General features: G+C 65.7%; 14 protein-coding genes. 8 read left to right on the top strand and 6 right to left on the bottom strand.

Annotated features, from left to right (window positions below; genetic code table 11):
• Nucleotides 1–111: 111 nt before the first annotated feature.
• Genes HIM68_RS04110 through holA form a run of 3 tightly spaced genes read left to right on the top strand, consistent with a single transcriptional unit; the run spans nucleotide 112 to nucleotide 4,426 of the window.
• The gene (locus tag HIM68_RS04110) at nucleotides 112–1,059 is read left to right on the top strand and encodes a ComEA family DNA-binding protein (protein WP_172169787.1); all 948 of its coding nucleotides are present in this window, start codon (nucleotides 112–114) and stop codon (nucleotides 1,057–1,059) included.
• A complete protein-coding gene (locus HIM68_RS04105; RefSeq protein ID WP_253903701.1) occupies nucleotides 1,043–3,382 on the top strand; it encodes a ComEC/Rec2 family competence protein in 2,340 nt (779 codons plus the stop codon). Before HIM68_RS04110 ends, HIM68_RS04105 begins: the two co-directional genes overlap by 17 nt.
• Before the next feature lie 60 nt (nucleotides 3,383–3,442).
• On the top strand, nucleotides 3,443–4,426 hold the full coding sequence (holA, locus tag HIM68_RS04100; protein WP_172169784.1) for a DNA polymerase III subunit delta: 984 nt from the start codon (nucleotides 3,443–3,445) through the stop codon (nucleotides 4,424–4,426).
• Nucleotides 4,427–4,556: 130 nt separating this feature from the next.
• Here the strand turns inward: holA and rpsT are convergent, their stop codons facing one another.
• From rpsT to HIM68_RS04085, 3 genes are all read right to left on the bottom strand, one after another.
• Nucleotides 4,557–4,817, bottom strand: coding sequence for a 30S ribosomal protein S20 (rpsT, locus tag HIM68_RS04095; protein ID WP_139908146.1), 261 nt, complete (start codon nucleotides 4,815–4,817; stop codon nucleotides 4,557–4,559).
• A 245-nt stretch (nucleotides 4,818–5,062) separates the two neighbouring features.
• On the bottom strand, nucleotides 5,063–5,677 hold the full coding sequence (locus HIM68_RS04090; RefSeq protein WP_139908145.1) for a type II toxin-antitoxin system PemK/MazF family toxin: 615 nt from the start codon (nucleotides 5,675–5,677) through the stop codon (nucleotides 5,063–5,065).
• Between the two features lie 124 nt (nucleotides 5,678–5,801).
• A complete protein-coding gene (locus HIM68_RS04085; protein WP_139908144.1) occupies nucleotides 5,802–6,566 on the bottom strand; it encodes an endonuclease/exonuclease/phosphatase family protein in 765 nt (254 codons plus the stop codon).
• Between the two features lie 161 nt (nucleotides 6,567–6,727).
• Here HIM68_RS04085 and lepA point away from each other — a divergent pair, with 161 nt between their 5' ends.
• Nucleotides 6,728–8,596 carry a translation elongation factor 4 gene (gene lepA, locus HIM68_RS04080; RefSeq protein WP_253903700.1) on the top strand — a complete coding sequence of 623 codons (1,869 nt, stop codon included), beginning with the start codon at nucleotides 6,728–6,730 and terminating at the stop codon, nucleotides 8,594–8,596.
• On the top strand, nucleotides 8,597–9,826 hold the full coding sequence (gene hemW / locus HIM68_RS04075) for a radical SAM family heme chaperone HemW (protein WP_172169781.1): 1,230 nt from the start codon (nucleotides 8,597–8,599) through the stop codon (nucleotides 9,824–9,826). It begins immediately after the preceding gene.
• Nucleotides 9,827–9,913: 87 nt separating this feature from the next.
• Here hemW and HIM68_RS04070 read toward each other — a convergent pair whose 3' ends face one another.
• The 3 genes from HIM68_RS04070 to HIM68_RS04060 all read right to left on the bottom strand — a co-directional run bounded on the left by HIM68_RS04070 (nucleotide 9,914) and on the right by HIM68_RS04060 (nucleotide 12,546).
• Complete coding sequence (locus tag HIM68_RS04070) at nucleotides 9,914–10,771, bottom strand: DUF4870 domain-containing protein (protein WP_172169778.1); 858 nt, start codon at nucleotides 10,769–10,771, stop codon at nucleotides 9,914–9,916.
• 85 nt (nucleotides 10,772–10,856) lie between these two features.
• Nucleotides 10,857–11,531: a DUF4870 domain-containing protein gene (locus HIM68_RS04065; RefSeq protein WP_172169775.1), complete on the bottom strand. Its 675-nt coding sequence runs from the start codon at nucleotides 11,529–11,531 to the stop codon at nucleotides 10,857–10,859.
• 151 nt (nucleotides 11,532–11,682) lie between these two features.
• The gene (locus HIM68_RS04060; protein ID WP_172169772.1) at nucleotides 11,683–12,546 is read right to left on the bottom strand and encodes a DUF3097 family protein; all 864 of its coding nucleotides are present in this window, start codon (nucleotides 12,544–12,546) and stop codon (nucleotides 11,683–11,685) included.
• 160 nt (nucleotides 12,547–12,706) lie between these two features.
• Here HIM68_RS04060 and hrcA point away from each other — a divergent pair, with 160 nt between their 5' ends.
• The 3 genes from hrcA to HIM68_RS04045 all read left to right on the top strand — a co-directional run bounded on the left by hrcA (nucleotide 12,707) and on the right by HIM68_RS04045 (nucleotide 15,743).
• Complete coding sequence (hrcA, locus tag HIM68_RS04055) at nucleotides 12,707–13,747, top strand: heat-inducible transcriptional repressor HrcA (protein WP_139908138.1); 1,041 nt, start codon at nucleotides 12,707–12,709, stop codon at nucleotides 13,745–13,747.
• 122 nt (nucleotides 13,748–13,869) lie between these two features.
• The gene (gene dnaJ, locus HIM68_RS04050) at nucleotides 13,870–14,985 is read left to right on the top strand and encodes a molecular chaperone DnaJ (protein WP_139908137.1); all 1,116 of its coding nucleotides are present in this window, start codon (nucleotides 13,870–13,872) and stop codon (nucleotides 14,983–14,985) included.
• On the top strand, nucleotides 14,982–15,743 hold the full coding sequence (locus HIM68_RS04045) for a 16S rRNA (uracil(1498)-N(3))-methyltransferase (protein WP_172169769.1): 762 nt from the start codon (nucleotides 14,982–14,984) through the stop codon (nucleotides 15,741–15,743). The genes dnaJ and HIM68_RS04045 overlap by 4 nt, the downstream gene beginning before the upstream one ends.
• Nucleotides 15,744–15,801: the final 58 nt, after the last annotated feature.

The raw sequence follows: 15,801 nt of genomic DNA, 5'->3' as shown, positions 1-15,801 counted from the left end.
TGGGGATGCTCGGGTGACTTGATCACCTCTGCCCTGTGGACGCAGATGCTCTGTCCACAGGCGACGCTTCTGCCCTGGCCGCTGCGTACCGGCGCTTCCTAACCTCGGACCATGGCTGTGTCTCCGGATGATCGTTTCGCCGGCCTCCTGGGCGCCAGTGCCGAGCGCGGCGGTTGGGTGCCGGGCGACGTCTATACCGCCGACACCGCCGGTGAGGAAGAACCCGTCGAGCCCCGTCGCGTGCGTCTGCCCGTGCTGGCAGCTCTCGGCATCGCCACGGTCGGAATCCTCGTTCTCGCCTTCTTCCTCTTCCGTCCCGCTGCACAGCATTCGCCCGTGGGCGGCGGTGACGATCCCGGCCAAGGCACAGGAACCGGTCAGTCGCCTGCCGCGACCGGCGAGGGAGGTGAAACAGGAGAAGCCGGTGAGGGATCGGCGGGATCGGCCGCAGAACAGGAAGGAGCCGCCTCGGCGAAGTCGGCGAATGCGAACGGCGAGGTGACCGTCCATATCACCGGGGCGGTCAACGACCCCTCCGTGGTCACGCTGAAGGCAGGTGCGCGGGTCCAAGACGCCGTCGAAGCCGCTGGAGGACTGAGCGCCGGAGCCGACGGTGAAGCGGTGAATCTGGCGCGCGTGCTCGCCGACGGTGAGCAGATCCACATCCCGACAGAAGGCGAAGAACCGGCAGCCGGAGTCGATGGTGCCGATGCGAACGGGACCGGGGCGAACGGGACCGGTCAGGACGGAACCGGTCAGGACGGAACCGGTTCGTCTGGAAGTGGGGGAGGGGGCGCGGGAGGAGGCGGTTCGCCGGGATCCGCGGATTCATCTGCAGCCGCGAGCGGCGGGGCACCCGGTCAGGCGGGGAAGGTCGACCTCAACACCGCCGATGCCACGACCCTCGAGACGCTGCCCGGGGTCGGACCCGTCACAGCCGAGGCGATCATCAGCCACCGTACCCAGCAGCCGTTCGCGAGCGTCGATGATCTGCTGCTCGTCAAAGGCATCGGGCCGAAGACCTTCGAAAGCCTCAAAGACCTTGTCACGGTCGGCTGACCCGGGTTCCGCAGCCGCGCACTCACAGCTGCGAACGAGGCGATCCTGGCAGCAGGCGTGGGAGCGCAGACTGATTGCCCTGCGACATGTGTGCGCGGCTGCGGTTGCCTGGGTGCGGGAGCGGGCGGCGCTGTGGCCGGGCTCCGTCCGTCTCCTCTGCTGTGCAGTCGGGCTCTGGGCCAGCGCACTCCTGTCACCGGAGCCGTGGGTGCTCTTCGGCGTTCCCGTGCTCGGACTCCTCGGGATCGTGATCCTGCTTCGGCACCACCACCTCAGTGTCGGGGTTCTCGTCTTCACATGTCTGCTGACGATCCAGATCACCGCCCTGGCCGCCGCCCACGGACCGGATGATGAGGCCGAGACCACGGGGATCGTCGTCGGCCACAGCGAACCCGGAGCGTCCGGTTGGACGCGACTGACCCTGCTCACCACCACCGGATTCACTCATGTGCTCAGTCCCGAGATCGCTGCCGACGGAGCGACCGTGCGGATGCGCACTCAGCGCCTCGACGATATCCGTTCGACCGATACGGAACCACAGGTGCTCGAAGCACCGAACGGACTGTGGCAGTGGCGTGAGCGGCTGCGCACCGAACTCCGCGTCGATTCTCTCGCCGCCGGCAACGACGGAGGACGGCTGCTGCCCGGACTCGTCGTCGGTGACACCTCGCCCCAGGACGACCGAATGGTCGACGATATGCGGGTCGTCTCCCTCACTCACGTCTCGGCCGTGTCGGGCAGCAACGTCACGATCGTCAGCCTCGGTGCCGGACTGCTCGCCGGCGCCTGCCGAGCCGGTCCACGGCTGCGCGTGAGCATCGGAGTGCTCACCTGCCTCGGCTACGTCTTCATCGTCGGATTCGAACCCAGCGCCATCCGGGCCGCCGGCATGGCGATTGCTGCGGCGCTCGTCTTCCTGCGCGGCGGCGGGATCTCCCCGGTTGCGGTCATGTGCTCGACCGCGAGCCTGCTGCTCGCCTTCGTGCCGGTGTTGGCCACCTCGGTGGGGTTCGTCCTGTCCGTGGTGTCGACGGCCGCGATCATGTTCGTCGTCCCGATTCTGCTGCGCCGTCTCGCCGTGCACCTGCCGCTGCTGCCCACGGTGCTCGTGACCGCGCTCATCGTGCCCTTCGTCGCCCAGCTCGCGTGCACCCCGGTGCTGGTGGCGATCGACCCGCGCATCGGACTGTGGTCGGTCGCTGCCAACGCCGCGGCCGCACCCGCGGTCATGCCGGCGACGGTGGCGGGCTTCCTCAGCCTCGTGGCCACCGGCGTTGCGACGACAGGGCTGCCCGGAGCCGACTTCGCCTCTGCCCTGCTGGCGTGGATCGGGTCCTTTCCTGCCTGGTGGATCGTCCTCGTCGCCCGATTCTGCGCCGCACTGCCGGGAGCGGCACTGGACTGGCCGGTGCCGCCGCTCGGAACGCTGCTGGCGCTCGGGCTGCTCGGTCTCGCCGTGACCGGTACGTGGATGCTCGTGCGGCGTCGCCTCTGGGGTCTGCCCGTCCTCGTCCTGTGCTGCCTGCTCACGGCGGCCGTCATCGTCACGGTGAGGGCGAAGCCGCCTGCAGCGGACTGGCTGGTGCTCGTCTGCGATGTCGGTCAGGGTTCGGCTGCCATCATCAACCTCGGTGATGGTCGGGGTCTCGTCGTCGATACTGGGCGTGAGCCGAAACCCATCGACACCTGCCTCGACGAATCCGGGATCGAGGAATTCGATCTGCTCATCTCCCACTTCGACGCCGACCATTTCGCCGGCTATGCGGGCACGACGTGGGGGCGCACGGTCGATCGGCTGTTCGTCTCCGCGAACGTCGCGACCTCGCCCGAAGTCAGGCGCGTGATCGCTGACACCGGTGCCGAGCTGGTTCCCACCCACCGCGGCCGGACGCTGAGCTTCGAGGCAGCGAGCCTGGAGGTGCTGTGGCCGCCCCTGCGCTCGGTACCTGCGGCAGAGGACGAGGAGCTGCGCAACGAAGACTCCCTGGTGGTGCGGGTCGAACAGGAAGGTCTGAGCACTCTGCTGCCCGGCGACGTCGGAGCCGAGGAGCAGTATGTGCTCGCCCAGCAGGTGCGGCCGGTGGATATGCTCGTCGCACCGCACCATGGTTCCTCCGATCTGGCTCCCGAGTTCTTCGCGGCCGCGGCTCCCGGCCTCGGCGTCGTCTCGGTGGGGGAGAACAGCTACGGGCATCCGAGTGAGAAGTCACTGCGCTCCTTCGGCCCCGTGCCCGTGCTGCGCACCGATCACTGCGGTTCGGTTGCGCTCTACGCCCAGAGTCGATTCAGCACCGGCCACAGCTGTTCCGAGGACAAGGGGTGAGACGGCGGGTGTCGGTCCGCCTTGCCGGTCATGTCGGGAAGCCGCGATAGGCTGGGGTCCATGGCAGTGAAGAAGACCCTGATCCCGTGGAGCTCGGCGAAACCGGCACCTGTCGTCATGATCTCCGGTGGCGAATCGGTGCTCGTGCGCATGGCCAAGGACCGCATCGTATCGGCCGCACGGAAACAGGATCCCGAAGAGATCGAATTCGACGCAGCGGGATACCAGGCCGGCGAGTTGGCGATGGCGGCTTCACCGTCTCTGTTCTCGTCCTCGAAGCTCATCGTCGTCGATGCCGTCGAGAAGTGCTCGGAGGACTTCCTGGGTGACGCTTTGGCCTATTTGGACGCTCCGAACGATGACGCCGTCGTGGTGCTGCTGCACGCCGGCGGCAACAGGGGAGCGAAGCTCATCAAGAAACTCGACTCCGCCGGCTTCCCGCGCATCGACGCGGCGGTGCTGAAGAACGAAAGCGATCGGGCGAAGTTCGCCCAGACCCGGTTCAAGACCGCGAAGCGGCGCATCGACGAGGCGGGAATGGCCGCGCTCATGTCGGCGCTGGGCTCTGATCTCGCCGAACTCAATGCCGGGGTCGACCAGCTCATCGAAGACACCGAAGGCACGATCACCGCCGAGGTCGTCGACCAGTACTACGGCGGCCGGGTCGAAGCCACCGGCTTCAAGGTCGCCGATGCGGCAGTGGCCGGAGACGCGAAGAACGCACTCAGCCTGCTCAGGCATGCCCTGTCGACCGGGTCCGATCCGGTCCCGCTGGTGGCGGCAGTTGCGATGAAGCTGCGCGGTATGGCGAAGGTGCAGGGGTTCTCCGGCACCAGCGGCGAGCTGGCCTCCGAGCTGAAGATGGCTCCGTGGCAGGTCGACCGGGCCCGCCGGGAGGTGAGGCGGTGGAACGAGGTGGCGCTCGGCCAGTCGCTCATCGCCGCAGCCGAGGCCGATGCGGCAGTCAAGGGCGGTGGACGTGACCCCGTCTACGCCGTCGAATGGTTCGTCTCAGAAGTCGCCCGCCTAGCCCGCCTCCGCTAATTACTACCTGACGGCGGCCCAGCAACCTCGCGCGAGGTTGCTGGGCCGCCGTCAGGTAGTAATAAGTAAAAAGTACGGGGTCCGAACCGTGTGGTTCGGACCCCGTGAAGCTATAGCCTCAGTCGTGCGCTCAGAGAGCGTTGATCTGCGTGGCCAGGCGCGACTTGCGGTTCGCAGCGTTGTTCTTGTGCAGAACACCCTTCGAAACAGCCTTGTCGAGCTTGCGGGCAGCCACAGCATAAGCCTGCTGTGCCGCTTCCTTGTTGCCGGCAGCAATGTTCTCGCGAACGACGCGGACGTAGGACCGAACCTCGGACCGGACAGCCTTGTTGCGCTGACGAGCCTTCTCGTTGGTCTTGATCCGCTTGATCTGGGACTTGATATTAGCCAATTTCAACACTCTTTCGTGTTAGTGGTACATGGTCGTGAGGGCGCATCGAACCGACTTGATCATCTCCGCGGGGAAACACATCGACGACATCGAATCCGACGGCGTCTTCACCCGACCTCGGCGAGACACACGCCTTGATGAAGACACAATCACCCATGATACAGGCTCTGGTCCCGGGCTGGAAATCCCTGCGCGCCCAGCAGCGCAGGGAAGATGAAGGCTTCGCTCGGTCGGTCTGCCGGGGCTCAGCCAGAGATGTGCTCAGCCACCCGGTCGAAGACGTCGCGGGGCATGATCGCGCCTTCCCTGCGGATCGAATCGGGATCGAGCCGGATGATGCGATCGAGGCGGAGCTCTGAGGGCCGACCCTGCGAATCCCAGTCCCCGGTGCCGATGTTCATCCACTTCGCGTGCCGGTCCTGCCGGACCTCGCCGACGCCGCCGGGGATGTGATCCTTGCTGGTGAGCATGAGCGCGAGCACCCATCTGCCGTCACGTCCGACGACGAGGGACGGTCGATCCTTGCCCTGCGAGTGGTCCTCCTCGAAGGGGACCCACCCCCAGACGACTTCGCCCGGATCGGCGTCGCCGTCGAGGTCGGGGGAGTAGCTGACCGTGATCGTGCCCGTGTAATCGCCGGGATACGCACCGGATCCGCCCTGGCCGCCCGAGTCGGAACGATCGGCAGAACCCGCCGAGGCGGCACCTCCACCGCCGGACCGTGCCGGATTCGGCCGGCTGGCATCCGTTGGCTGCGATGCGCCTCCGGAGTTCTTCTTCGACTGCGATTGGCGCAGATAGCGCAGCCCTTCGCGGACACCGATTCTCGCGGCCCGATTGACCAGTGATCTCCAATTCATATGTCCAGCCTAAACGAGCCGGCTGTCACAGGCTGCAGAGAACAATGTGCCGACCCGGTCGGGCGAACGAGCCGACGCGGACGGGCAAACGACCCGTATTGATCGGGCGAGCGAGCCCTCACAGTCACGAGAATTCGAGGACCGCCTCGACGGGGAAATGGTCGGAAGGGTACTTCCCGTCCACCTCGAACGTGTCGATGCGCGTGGACAGTGTGCGCAGGCCCGGTGTTGTGAGGATCCAGTCGATGCGCGGCTCGCCTGCCTTCGGACCCTTGTAGCGGTGGAAGGTGCCGATGTCCTCACCGGGAACCTCGGCTGCGGTGTCGGTGAGGCCGAGCTCAGTACAGAAGAAGTTGTAGACCGGGGAGCCGGTGGCGACATTGAAGTCACCGGTGACCACGCAGGGACGGGCCGCCTCGGCGATGGTCTCGGCCATGATCCGACCGGACTCGAGACGGGCGCGCTCGGACTTGTGATCGAGGTGGGTGTTGAGCACACGCAGACGCCGGTCGGATTCGAGGTCGCGGACATCGACCGTCGTCAGGGTGCGCGCATGCGAGACTCCCCACGATTCCGAGGCCACGGTGTCGGGCTGTTCGGACAGCCAGCTGATGTCCACGGCTTCCACGTCGAAGCGCTTCGAATCGAGGATCACGGCTGTGAACTCGCCGGAGTTGCCACCGGAGTGGCCCTCTCCGAGCCAGATGTACTCCTCGGGCAGCAGGTCGATGAGCGTCTCGAGCTGGTCGAGCTCGCCCTCTTGGGTGCCGATGAGGTGCGGACGTGCACGCCGGATGAGATCGGCGGCGATGGGCAGCCGCTCGGCCACCGGATGACCGTCCATCGCGGGATAGCGGAGGTTGAAGCTCATGACCCGGAATTCGCTCATGAGACCATCTTCCCCGATCGGCACCGTTCGGCGGGGCGAATCGCGAAAGATCCGGACGATCACGACGTGCACGCCCGTGGATTCCAGGTCCGCGCGCAAGTCATGAAACAATGGGGGATCCGGTCTGTCTGGGGACCTGGTCTGTCAAAGAAAGGGCGTTCATGTCACCTCAGGTGAATAAGGAAGCTGCAAAGCGGATCTCACCGTCTGCCACCTCACCCGAGCTGATTCGCAATTTCTGCATCATCGCTCATATCGACCATGGCAAATCGACCCTGGCCGACCGCATGCTCCAGATGACCGGCGTCGTCGAGAACCGCGATATGCGTGCCCAGTACCTCGACCGGATGGACATCGAACGCGAACGCGGAATCACCATCAAATCCCAGGCTGTGCGCATGCCGTGGGAGCACGAGGACACCCCGTACGCGCTCAACATGATCGACACTCCCGGGCACGTCGACTTCAGCTACGAGGTCTCGCGGTCCCTGGCCGCCTGCGAGGGTGCCCTGCTGCTCGTCGACTCCGCTCAGGGCATCGAAGCCCAGACGCTGGCCAACCTGTACCTGGCCATGGAGAACGATCTGACGATCATCCCCGTGCTCAACAAGATCGACCTGCCGGCTGCACAGCCGGAGAAGTACGCCGAAGAGCTCGCCAACCTCATCGGCTGCGAACCCGAGGACTGCCTGCTCGTGTCCGGCAAGACGGGCGAAGGCGTCGAGGAGGTCCTCGACCGCATCATCACCGATATCCCCGCGCCCGTCGGCGATGCCGAGGCCCCGGCCCGCGCGATGATCTTCGACTCCGTCTACGACACCTACCGCGGTGTGGTCACCTATGTCCGCGTCATCGACGGTTCTCTGTCCCCACGCGAGAAGATCGAGATGATGTCGACCGGCACCACCCACGAGCTGCTGGAGATCGGCGCCTCCATGCCCGAGCCCAAGGCGACGAAGGGACTGGGCGTCGGTGAGGTCGGCTACCTCATCACCGGTGTCAAGGATGTGCGTCTGTCGAAGGTCGGCGACACCGTCACCGCCGCTGCGGGGCCCGCGACAGAGGCCCTCGGCGGTTACCGGGAGCCCAAACCGATGGTGTTCTCCGGACTCTTCCCGATCGACGGGTCCGACTACCCGGTGCTGCGCGACGCGCTGGACAAACTCAAACTCAACGACGCCTCTCTCGCCTACGAACCCGAGACCTCGACGGCGCTGGGCTTCGGCTTCCGCTGCGGATTCCTCGGTCTCCTCCACCTCGAAGTCCTGCGCGACCGCCTGGAACGGGAGTTCGATCTCGACCTCATCTCCACCGCCCCGTCCGTGATCTACGACGTGACCATGGAGGACGGTTCGGAGACCGTGGTGACGAACCCGAGCGAGTACCCGACGGGCAAGATCAAGGAAGTCCGGGAGCCGATGGTGCAGGCCACGATCCTCACCCCCAGCGACTACATCGGGGCGGTCATGGAACTGTGCCAGGATCGCCGCGGCAAACTCCAGGGCATGGATTACCTGTCCTCGGACCGTGTGGAGATCCGCTATCGCCTGCCGCTGGCGGAGATCGTGTTCGACTTCTTCGATCAGCTGAAGTCCCGGACGAAGGGCTACGCCTCCCTCGACTACTCCGATGACGGCCAGGACGCCTCCGACCTCGTCAAGGTCGACATCCTGCTGCACGGCGACCAGGTCGATGCGTTCTCTGCGATCGTCCACCGCGACAACGCCTACTCCTACGGTGTGGCGATGGCCGGAAAGCTGCGCAAGCTCATCCCGCGTCAGCAGTTCGAGGTGCCCATCCAGGCGGCCATCGGCTCACGCATCATCGCCCGCGAGACCATCCGCGCCATCCGCAAGGACGTCCTTTCGAAGTGCTACGGCGGCGACATCAGCCGTAAGCGCAAACTGCTCGAGAAGCAGAAGGAAGGCAAGAAGCGGATGAAGATGGTCGGCACCGTCGAGGTTCCGCAGGAAGCGTTCATCGCGGCCCTGTCCTCCGACGAGCCGGAGACGAAGGACAGCAAGAAGTAAGTGCCCGCACAACCGACCGGTGAGGTCCCTCCGAGCGACGGTTCGCTGCCGACATCGGTGGGGATCGGGGCCGCGGAGCGGGGGCTGAGCCTCTACATCCACGTCCCGTACTGCCGGGTCCGCTGCGGCTACTGTGACTTCAACACCTATACCGCCGACGATCTCGGCCCGGGCGCGTCCCGCGAGGACTACCGCAGTAATCTCGCCCGTGAGCTCGATCTGTCCGTGGCCACCCTCGCCGAGGCGGGGGCCGGCGACCGTGAGGTCTCGACGATCTTCTTCGGCGGGGGCACCCCGACCTTGCTCGCAGCGGATGTGCTCGCCGGGGTGATGGACGATGTCCGCGCCCGCTTCCGCCTGGCCGAGAATGTCGAAATCACCACCGAAGCCAACCCCGACACCTTGGCCCCCGCCTACATCGCGACCCTTGCCGGAGCCGGTTTCAACCGGATCTCCATGGGTATGCAGTCGGCCGTGCCGCACGTGCTTGCGACCTTGGACCGCACCCACGATCCGGAGAAGATCCCCGAGGTGGCGCGCTGGGTCAAGGACGCCGACCTCGAGCTCAGCCTCGACCTCATCTACGGCACCCCGGGGGAGTCGATCGACGATTGGCGGCGCTCTCTCGACGTGGCCCTGTCCAACGAGGTCGATCACATCTCGGCATATTCCCTCATCGTCGAACCGGGAACGAAGATGGGCGCGATGGTTCGCCGTGGCGAACTGCCGATGCCTGATGAGGATGACCTGGCCGACAAGTACGAGATCGCCGACGCAGCGATCTCCGCTGCTGGTCTGCACTGGTACGAAGTGAGCAATTGGTCGACCGGACCTGAAACCCGCTGTGAGCACAATATGGCCTATTGGCGCAATGCGGACTGGTGGGGATTCGGGCCCGGGGCCCACTCACACGTCGGAGGTGTGCGGTTCTGGAATGCCAAGCACCCCCGTGCCTGGGCCGATCGGCTGTTGGCGGGGGAGTCTCCGTCGATCGGTCGTGAGGTCCTCGACGATCAGACCCGGGAGATCGAACGGATCATGCTGGCGGCCAGGATCGACCGCGAGCTGCGTCTGGATTCTCTGGCCCCGGGCAGCGAGCAGGCGATCAGAACCTTCGTCAAACAGGGTCTGCTCGACGCCGATGGTGCCGCGGCCGGCTGGTTCCAACCGACTCTGCAGGGACGTCTCATAGCCGACTATATGGTGCGCATCCTCACCGAATACGTGTGAAAGTGTCTCGCCCCGCCACTCGGGAACGAGCGGCAGGGCGAGATGCTCAGCTAATCTGGCGGGGTGAGGCTGTCACTGCGCGTCAGATCACTTGATCCAGTTCGGCGTCATCGGAATGCGGTAGCCCTCACCGCGGTTGGCTGCCATGCCGGCGATGATCTCGATGACGATCATGTAGATCGAGAGCACCGGCAGGAGCAGGAGGATGAGGAAGCCGATGCCGACGATCGTGAGGATTCCGCCGATCAGTCCGATGCCGAACGCTGCGATGACGCCGACGATCAGCAGATTCAGCGACTGTGCGCCATGATGGCGGAGGAACGGCGACTTGTCCTTGTTGATGATGAAGAGGATGAGCGTGACGATCCAGCCGACACCGACGACGTAGGTGGCGGCGTGAGCGAGGTGCGACCACAGTGCGGTCGTCCGTTCACTCTGATCTGCATTCCAGAAGCCGAGCGAAGTCGGGCCGTAGGCCGCATCCGGCAGTTCGGCCCCCATGGGCACTCCGGCGGCAGCCGACTGCGCCGAGGATGCTCCCTGGAATCCGTAACCGGGCTGAGAGTGTCCCTGCGGAGCGCTGTAGGGCTGCTGAGAACCGTACGGCTGCTGGGCGCCGTCCGCCTGATGTGAACCGTAGCCCGGCTGCGAACCATACGACTGCTGAGGATTCTGCTGCTGGGAGCCGTAGGCCGGATTCTGCTGCTGGGAGCCGTACCCGGCTTGCGGCTGCGAGCCATAGCCCGACTGCGATCCCTGCTGAGGGGTCTGCGGCTGCGAGCCGTACTGGGCCTGACGATCCTGCTGGGCCTGACCACTCTGCTGTGGCTGCGAACCCTGCTGTGGCTGCTGGGTGTACGGCTGCTGCGAGCCCGACTGCGGGGAGTAGTTCGGAGGCATCGGCTGTGACTGTTCGTTGTTCGGCTGCTGCGGGTTGTCCGACATGAGAGTCCCTTCAGAGTGTGCGATCACTCCACACTAACCCAGAGAGTCCGGGCAGCCCCAGAGAATCCGGGGTGAGCGGGAATGGTCACTTCACGAAATTGATGGTGAGCGGGAACTTATACCCCTCACCCTTGTTCGCTGCGACGGCCGCGATGATGTAGAAGACGCAGTAGACGAGCGGGACGATGAGCGCCGCATACATGACGATGATGCCGATCCCGAAGGTCACCAGTGCCAGGATGAAACCGACGAAGCCGAAGACGAAGAGTGCACCGAAGGTGACGATCGTGTTCGTGATCATCGCGTTGAGCCCCTGGCGTGAGTGCTCGCGGACGAACGGGGATTCGTCCTTCTTCACAAGGAACATGATGAGCGGCATGAAGCCGAAGATGAGCGAGCCGAGGTGGGTCCACAATGCCGTGGTCCGGTCGGGTTCGTGGGCCATCCAGAACTGCTCGGAGCCGGGTCCGTAGGCTTGCTCAGGCAGGGAGCGGGAGTCGAACATCGCCGGGTTGTGCATCTGCGGCATACCGTAGCCCGGCTGTGCGCCGTATCCCGGCTGGCCCCCGTAGCTCGGCTGAGCGCCGTACGCCTGCTGCGAACCATACCCCGACTGCCCACCGTAGCCCGGCTGACCGCTGTGCGTCTGCGGCTGCGAATACTGCTGGCCCTGCGGCGCGTAGGGCTGCTGCGAACCGGAGGCCTGGGAGTAGTTCGGCGGCATCGGTCGGCTGCCCGGCTGCTCGGGGTGGTACGACATGGGGATCCTTTCGAAGAGTGCTTGCCATTCACCCTAGCCGAGCCAGGTGTCCCGAGGATGTCGGGAAAGCCTCACTCCTGTGACAGATTCGGCACACGCCGACAGCTCCGCGTGACCATGACGCTCCACCGCGCCGCACCACCGCCGACTCTCAGCCGACGGTGACGAAGTCGATGAGCTCCTCGACCCGACCGGACAGCGTCGGTTCGACATCAGCAATGGTGCTCACCTTCCCGAGGATGCGCACCCACCCGCGGGCAACGTCCCGATGGTCGGCGTGCGGCCATCCGATGCGACGCAGTATTCCCGTCTTCCAATCCTCACCGCGGGGGACGACCGGCCACTCGCGGATGCCGACGACATGGGGCTTCACCGCCTGCCAGATATCGACATACGGGTGACCGATGATGTGGACGACATCGCGGTAGCGCGGATCGGCACGGACCGCCTCGGCGATCTTCGATTCCTTCGTCCCGCTCACCAGATGGTCGGCGAGGACACCGACTCGATGGTCCCGATCCGGACCGAAGGCCTCGAGCTTGTCGGCGACATCATCGAGACCGCCCAGGGGTTCGACGACGACGCCTTCGATGCGCAGATCATCGCCCCAGATCTTCTCGACGAGTTCGGCGTCGTGCTTGCCCTCGACCCAGATTCGCGACCTACGAGCCACCCGAGCCTTCGCTCCGACCACGGCGCGAGACCCCGAGGCCGTCCGTCCGGGCTGCTGCGCCTTCTTCTTCGGCAGCTGCACATCGACGGGCTGGCCCTCGAGGAGGAAGCCCGGCCCCAGGGGAAAGGCACGTACCTTGCCGACGCGATCTTCGAGCTTGACGACGACACCGGCCGTGGTCTTCTCCGCGCCGACGACAGCGCCGACATAGCCGCTCATCGCATCCTCGAGAACCATGCCCAGGCCGAGCTCGACCTGACGGGACTTCTTCGGGCGGTGCGACGACGGGGAGGAGCCGGAGAGCACATCGGGGCCATATCGATCAAAAGCATTCACGGGCATCCACCATAATCAAGGACGGACCCGCAGGCGTGCAGACCCGCAGGCCACCCCAGAAATGAATTCCGGGAACGAGAGGCGTAGAATTGGCACTCAGACTCACAGAGTGCCAAGCGCAGGCACGGGACCGCGATGGATCGGCGAGACGGAGAGGAGATCCGCGATGAACGACAGCAGACGTGCACAGGTGCTGCGCGCCATCGTCGAGGACTTCGTCGCCACCAACGAACCCGTGGGTTCGAAGGCGATCGTGCAGCGCCACACCCTCGGCGTCTCTCCCGCCACGATCCGCAACGATATGGCCGCGCTCGAACAAGAGGGCTATATCGCCCAGCCCCACACCTCTGCCGGGCGGATCCCCACCGACCTCGGCTACCGGATGTTCGTCGACCGGATCGACGAGTTCAAACCGCTGACCACCGCCGAGCGGCGCGCGATCTTCCAGCTCATCGACGGCGACGTCGATCTCGACGAGATGCTCGACCGCACCGTCCGCGTCCTCTCCGGCCTCACCCGACAGGTCGCGCTCATCCAATACCCGACGGTGTCGCGGGCGCGCATCAAGCACATCGAGATCGTCGGTCTCGGACCCGGCCGGATCCTCGTCGTCCTCATCACCGATGCCGGCCAGGTCGAGCAGAAGACCGTGATCACCCCGAGCCCGCTCGACGAAGACGCCGTCCGCGGACTGCGCGATCAGATCAACGCCGAATTCGCCGGACGCACACTCGCGCAGGTCTTCGGATCGGCCCCCGCCGCCGAGGCGACCGCCACCGAATCGAGTGAGCCGACCGCCCGTGACGACTCCGGGCTCAAACAGGTCAGAGCCGCCGTCGTCGACCTCGTGGCCGCGACGCGTGAAGAGCGCATCATCATGGCCGGCACCGCGAACCTCGCCCGCTCCGGAAGCGAATTCGGAGAGAAGATGGCCCCGATCCTCGAAGCCTTCGAAGAACAGGTCGTCCTGCTCAGGCTGCTCACCTCGATGGCAGAAGACCACGAGGAGATCAGCGTGCGCATCGGGCGTGAGAATACTCACGAATCATTCAGCTCGACTTCCGTCGTCGCCGCCGAATATGGTCATGACGCGGGTTCCTCGGCCAGACTGGCAGTGCTCGGCCCGACCCGAATGGACTATCCGACGACGATCTCGGCAGTCCGTGCCGTCGCCAAATACGTGTCCTCGATCCTCGATCGAGGGTAGGTCTCTTGACATCGACCAGGGGCACCCGCAGACGGGCAGCGCAGAACCGGTGAGCACCGCGCAGCAGCGCAGCCACCACCACGAACAGAGAAGACCACTACGTCAGGGAGAGAGAAGTTTCTGTGGCCGATCACTATGAAACACTCGGAGTGTCCAAAGACGCTTCCGCGGCTGAGATCAAGTCGTCGTACCGGAAGCTGGCACGCAAGTACCACCCGGACGTCAATCCCGGTCACGAAGACGAATTCAAAGCCATCTCACTGGCCTACGATGTGCTCTCCGACCCGGAGAAGCGCCGCAACTACGATATGGGCGGCGGCGAGAACGGCCAGGGCTTCCCAGCCGGCGGCGGCTTCGGCGGATTCGGCGACATCTTCGAGACCTTCTTCGGCGGCGGCGGCGGTCAGGCCGGGGGTCCGATCCCACGCACCCAGCGCGGCAAGGATGCCCTCGTCGGCGTCAATATCGACCTGAAGACCGCGGCTTTCGGCGGCACCGTCGACCTCGATGTCACCACTGCAGTCGTCTGCGACACCTGTTCGGGCGCCGGCACGCAGGAAGGCACGAAGATCGAGACCTGCTCGCTGTGCCACGGAGCCGGCAGCGTCCAGCGCATGACCCGGACCCTGCTGGGGCAGATGGTCACGAACCAGACCTGCAACTCCTGCCACGGCTTCGGCACCGTCATCCCGAACCCCTGCCTCAACTGCCAGGGCGACGGACGAGTGCGCAAACAGCGGACCATGAAGATCCGGATCCCCGCCGGGGTCTCCGACGGCACCCGCATCCAGCTGAGCAGCCAGGGTGAAGTCGGCCCCGGAGGCGGACCCGCCGGTGACCTGTTCGTCGAGGTCATGGTCACCCGCCACGAGGTCTTCCAGCGCGACGGCGACAACCTCCGGGCCGCCGTCTCCGTGCCGATGACCGCAGCGACCCTGGGTGCGACCATCCCGTTCGAGACCTTCGACGGCACTCAGGACCTCACCATCGCCGCCGGCACCCAGTCCGGCACCATCGTCAAACTTCCCGGGCTCGGAGCCGCCCGCCTGCGTTCGGAGACCCGCGGCGACCTGCTCATCACCGTCGACGTCCTCACCCCAGACAAACTCGACGACGAACAGCGCGAACTGCTCGAGAAACTCGCCGAACTGCGCGGCGAAGAGACTCCGCGCGCCCAGATCTCGACCGAGAACCGCGGAATGTTCTCCCGCATGCGTGAGAGGTTCGCCGGTCGGTGAGTCTTCCCGTCTTCCGTTCCGCCACCGCCGCCGAGGCGGTCGTCGGGTCCGCCCTCACCCTCGGTGAGGACGTGGCCGGGCATGCGGTGCGGGTGCGTCGGATCGGTCCCGGCGAGGAAATCGACATCGTCGACGGGGAAGGCACACGTGCGCGCGGAACCGTCACGGCCGCCTCGGCGAATGAGCTGACGATCGATGTCACCGAGGTGACGGTCGAGGAGCGCACGGGCCCGCGCCTCGTCCTCGTCCAAGCCCTGGCCAAGGGCGACCGGGACCTGCAGGCCATCGAAACAGCCACGGAGATCGGCGTCGACGACGTCATTCCCTGGGCCGCTGAACGCTCGATCGCCGACTGGCCGGCCAAGAAGCGGGAGAAGATGGCCGCGAAATGGGAGAACCTCCTCGGAGCGGCCTCCCTGCAGGCCAGACGAGCACGATTTCCCATCCTCCACGACCTCGTCCGCGGTGCCGCCCTGGCCAAGACCCTCAACGACGCCGATGCGGTCTTCGTCCTCCACGAGACCGCTCAGCGCAGGCTCTCCGAAGCGCTGAACGACCTGATCGCGAACGACTCGGCACAGCTGCCGGAGCGCATCGTCTTCGTCGTCGGCCCCGAGGGCGGCATCAGCGACGGCGAACTCGATGCACTGACCGGCCGTGGAGCAACCCCGGTGCTGCTGGGACCGACGATCCTGCGCTCGTCATCGGCGGGACCCGCCGGTCTCGTCCTGGCCCAGAATTCATTGGGCCGTTGGTGAGGCATCGGACTAGGATGGAAGCACACTCAGGCGCTGCCGGTGACGGTGCGCTCACTTG

Origin of the sequence: Brevibacterium sp. CT2-23B, from assembly GCF_013168765.1 — a bacterium.
GTDB lineage: Bacteria > Actinomycetota > Actinomycetes > Actinomycetales > Brevibacteriaceae > Brevibacterium > Brevibacterium sediminis.
The sequence above is the reverse complement of the archived record's forward strand: the minus strand, read 5'-3'. Positions and strand labels throughout refer to the sequence as shown.

Excerpts from the sequence above, each read along its gene's own strand:
- HIM68_RS04060 (WP_172169772.1), bottom strand. The coding sequence starts at position 12,546 with ATGCCCGTGAATGCTTTTGATCGATATGGCCCCGATGTGCTCTCCGGC.
- lepA (WP_253903700.1), top strand. The coding sequence starts at position 6,728 with ATGTCACCTCAGGTGAATAAGGAAGCTGCAAAGCGGATCTCACCGTCT.
- hrcA (WP_139908138.1), top strand. The coding sequence starts at position 12,707 with ATGAACGACAGCAGACGTGCACAGGTGCTGCGCGCCATCGTCGAGGAC.
- HIM68_RS04065 (WP_172169775.1), bottom strand. The coding sequence starts at position 11,531 with ATGTCGTACCACCCCGAGCAGCCGGGCAGCCGACCGATGCCGCCGAAC.
- HIM68_RS04090 (WP_139908145.1), bottom strand. The coding sequence starts at position 5,677 with ATGAATTGGAGATCACTGGTCAATCGGGCCGCGAGAATCGGTGTCCGC.
- holA (WP_172169784.1), top strand. The coding sequence starts at position 3,443 with ATGGCAGTGAAGAAGACCCTGATCCCGTGGAGCTCGGCGAAACCGGCA.
- HIM68_RS04085 (WP_139908144.1), bottom strand. The coding sequence starts at position 6,566 with ATGAGCGAATTCCGGGTCATGAGCTTCAACCTCCGCTATCCCGCGATG.
- HIM68_RS04110 (WP_172169787.1), top strand. The coding sequence starts at position 112 with ATGGCTGTGTCTCCGGATGATCGTTTCGCCGGCCTCCTGGGCGCCAGT.
- HIM68_RS04070 (WP_172169778.1), bottom strand. The coding sequence starts at position 10,771 with ATGTCGGACAACCCGCAGCAGCCGAACAACGAACAGTCACAGCCGATG.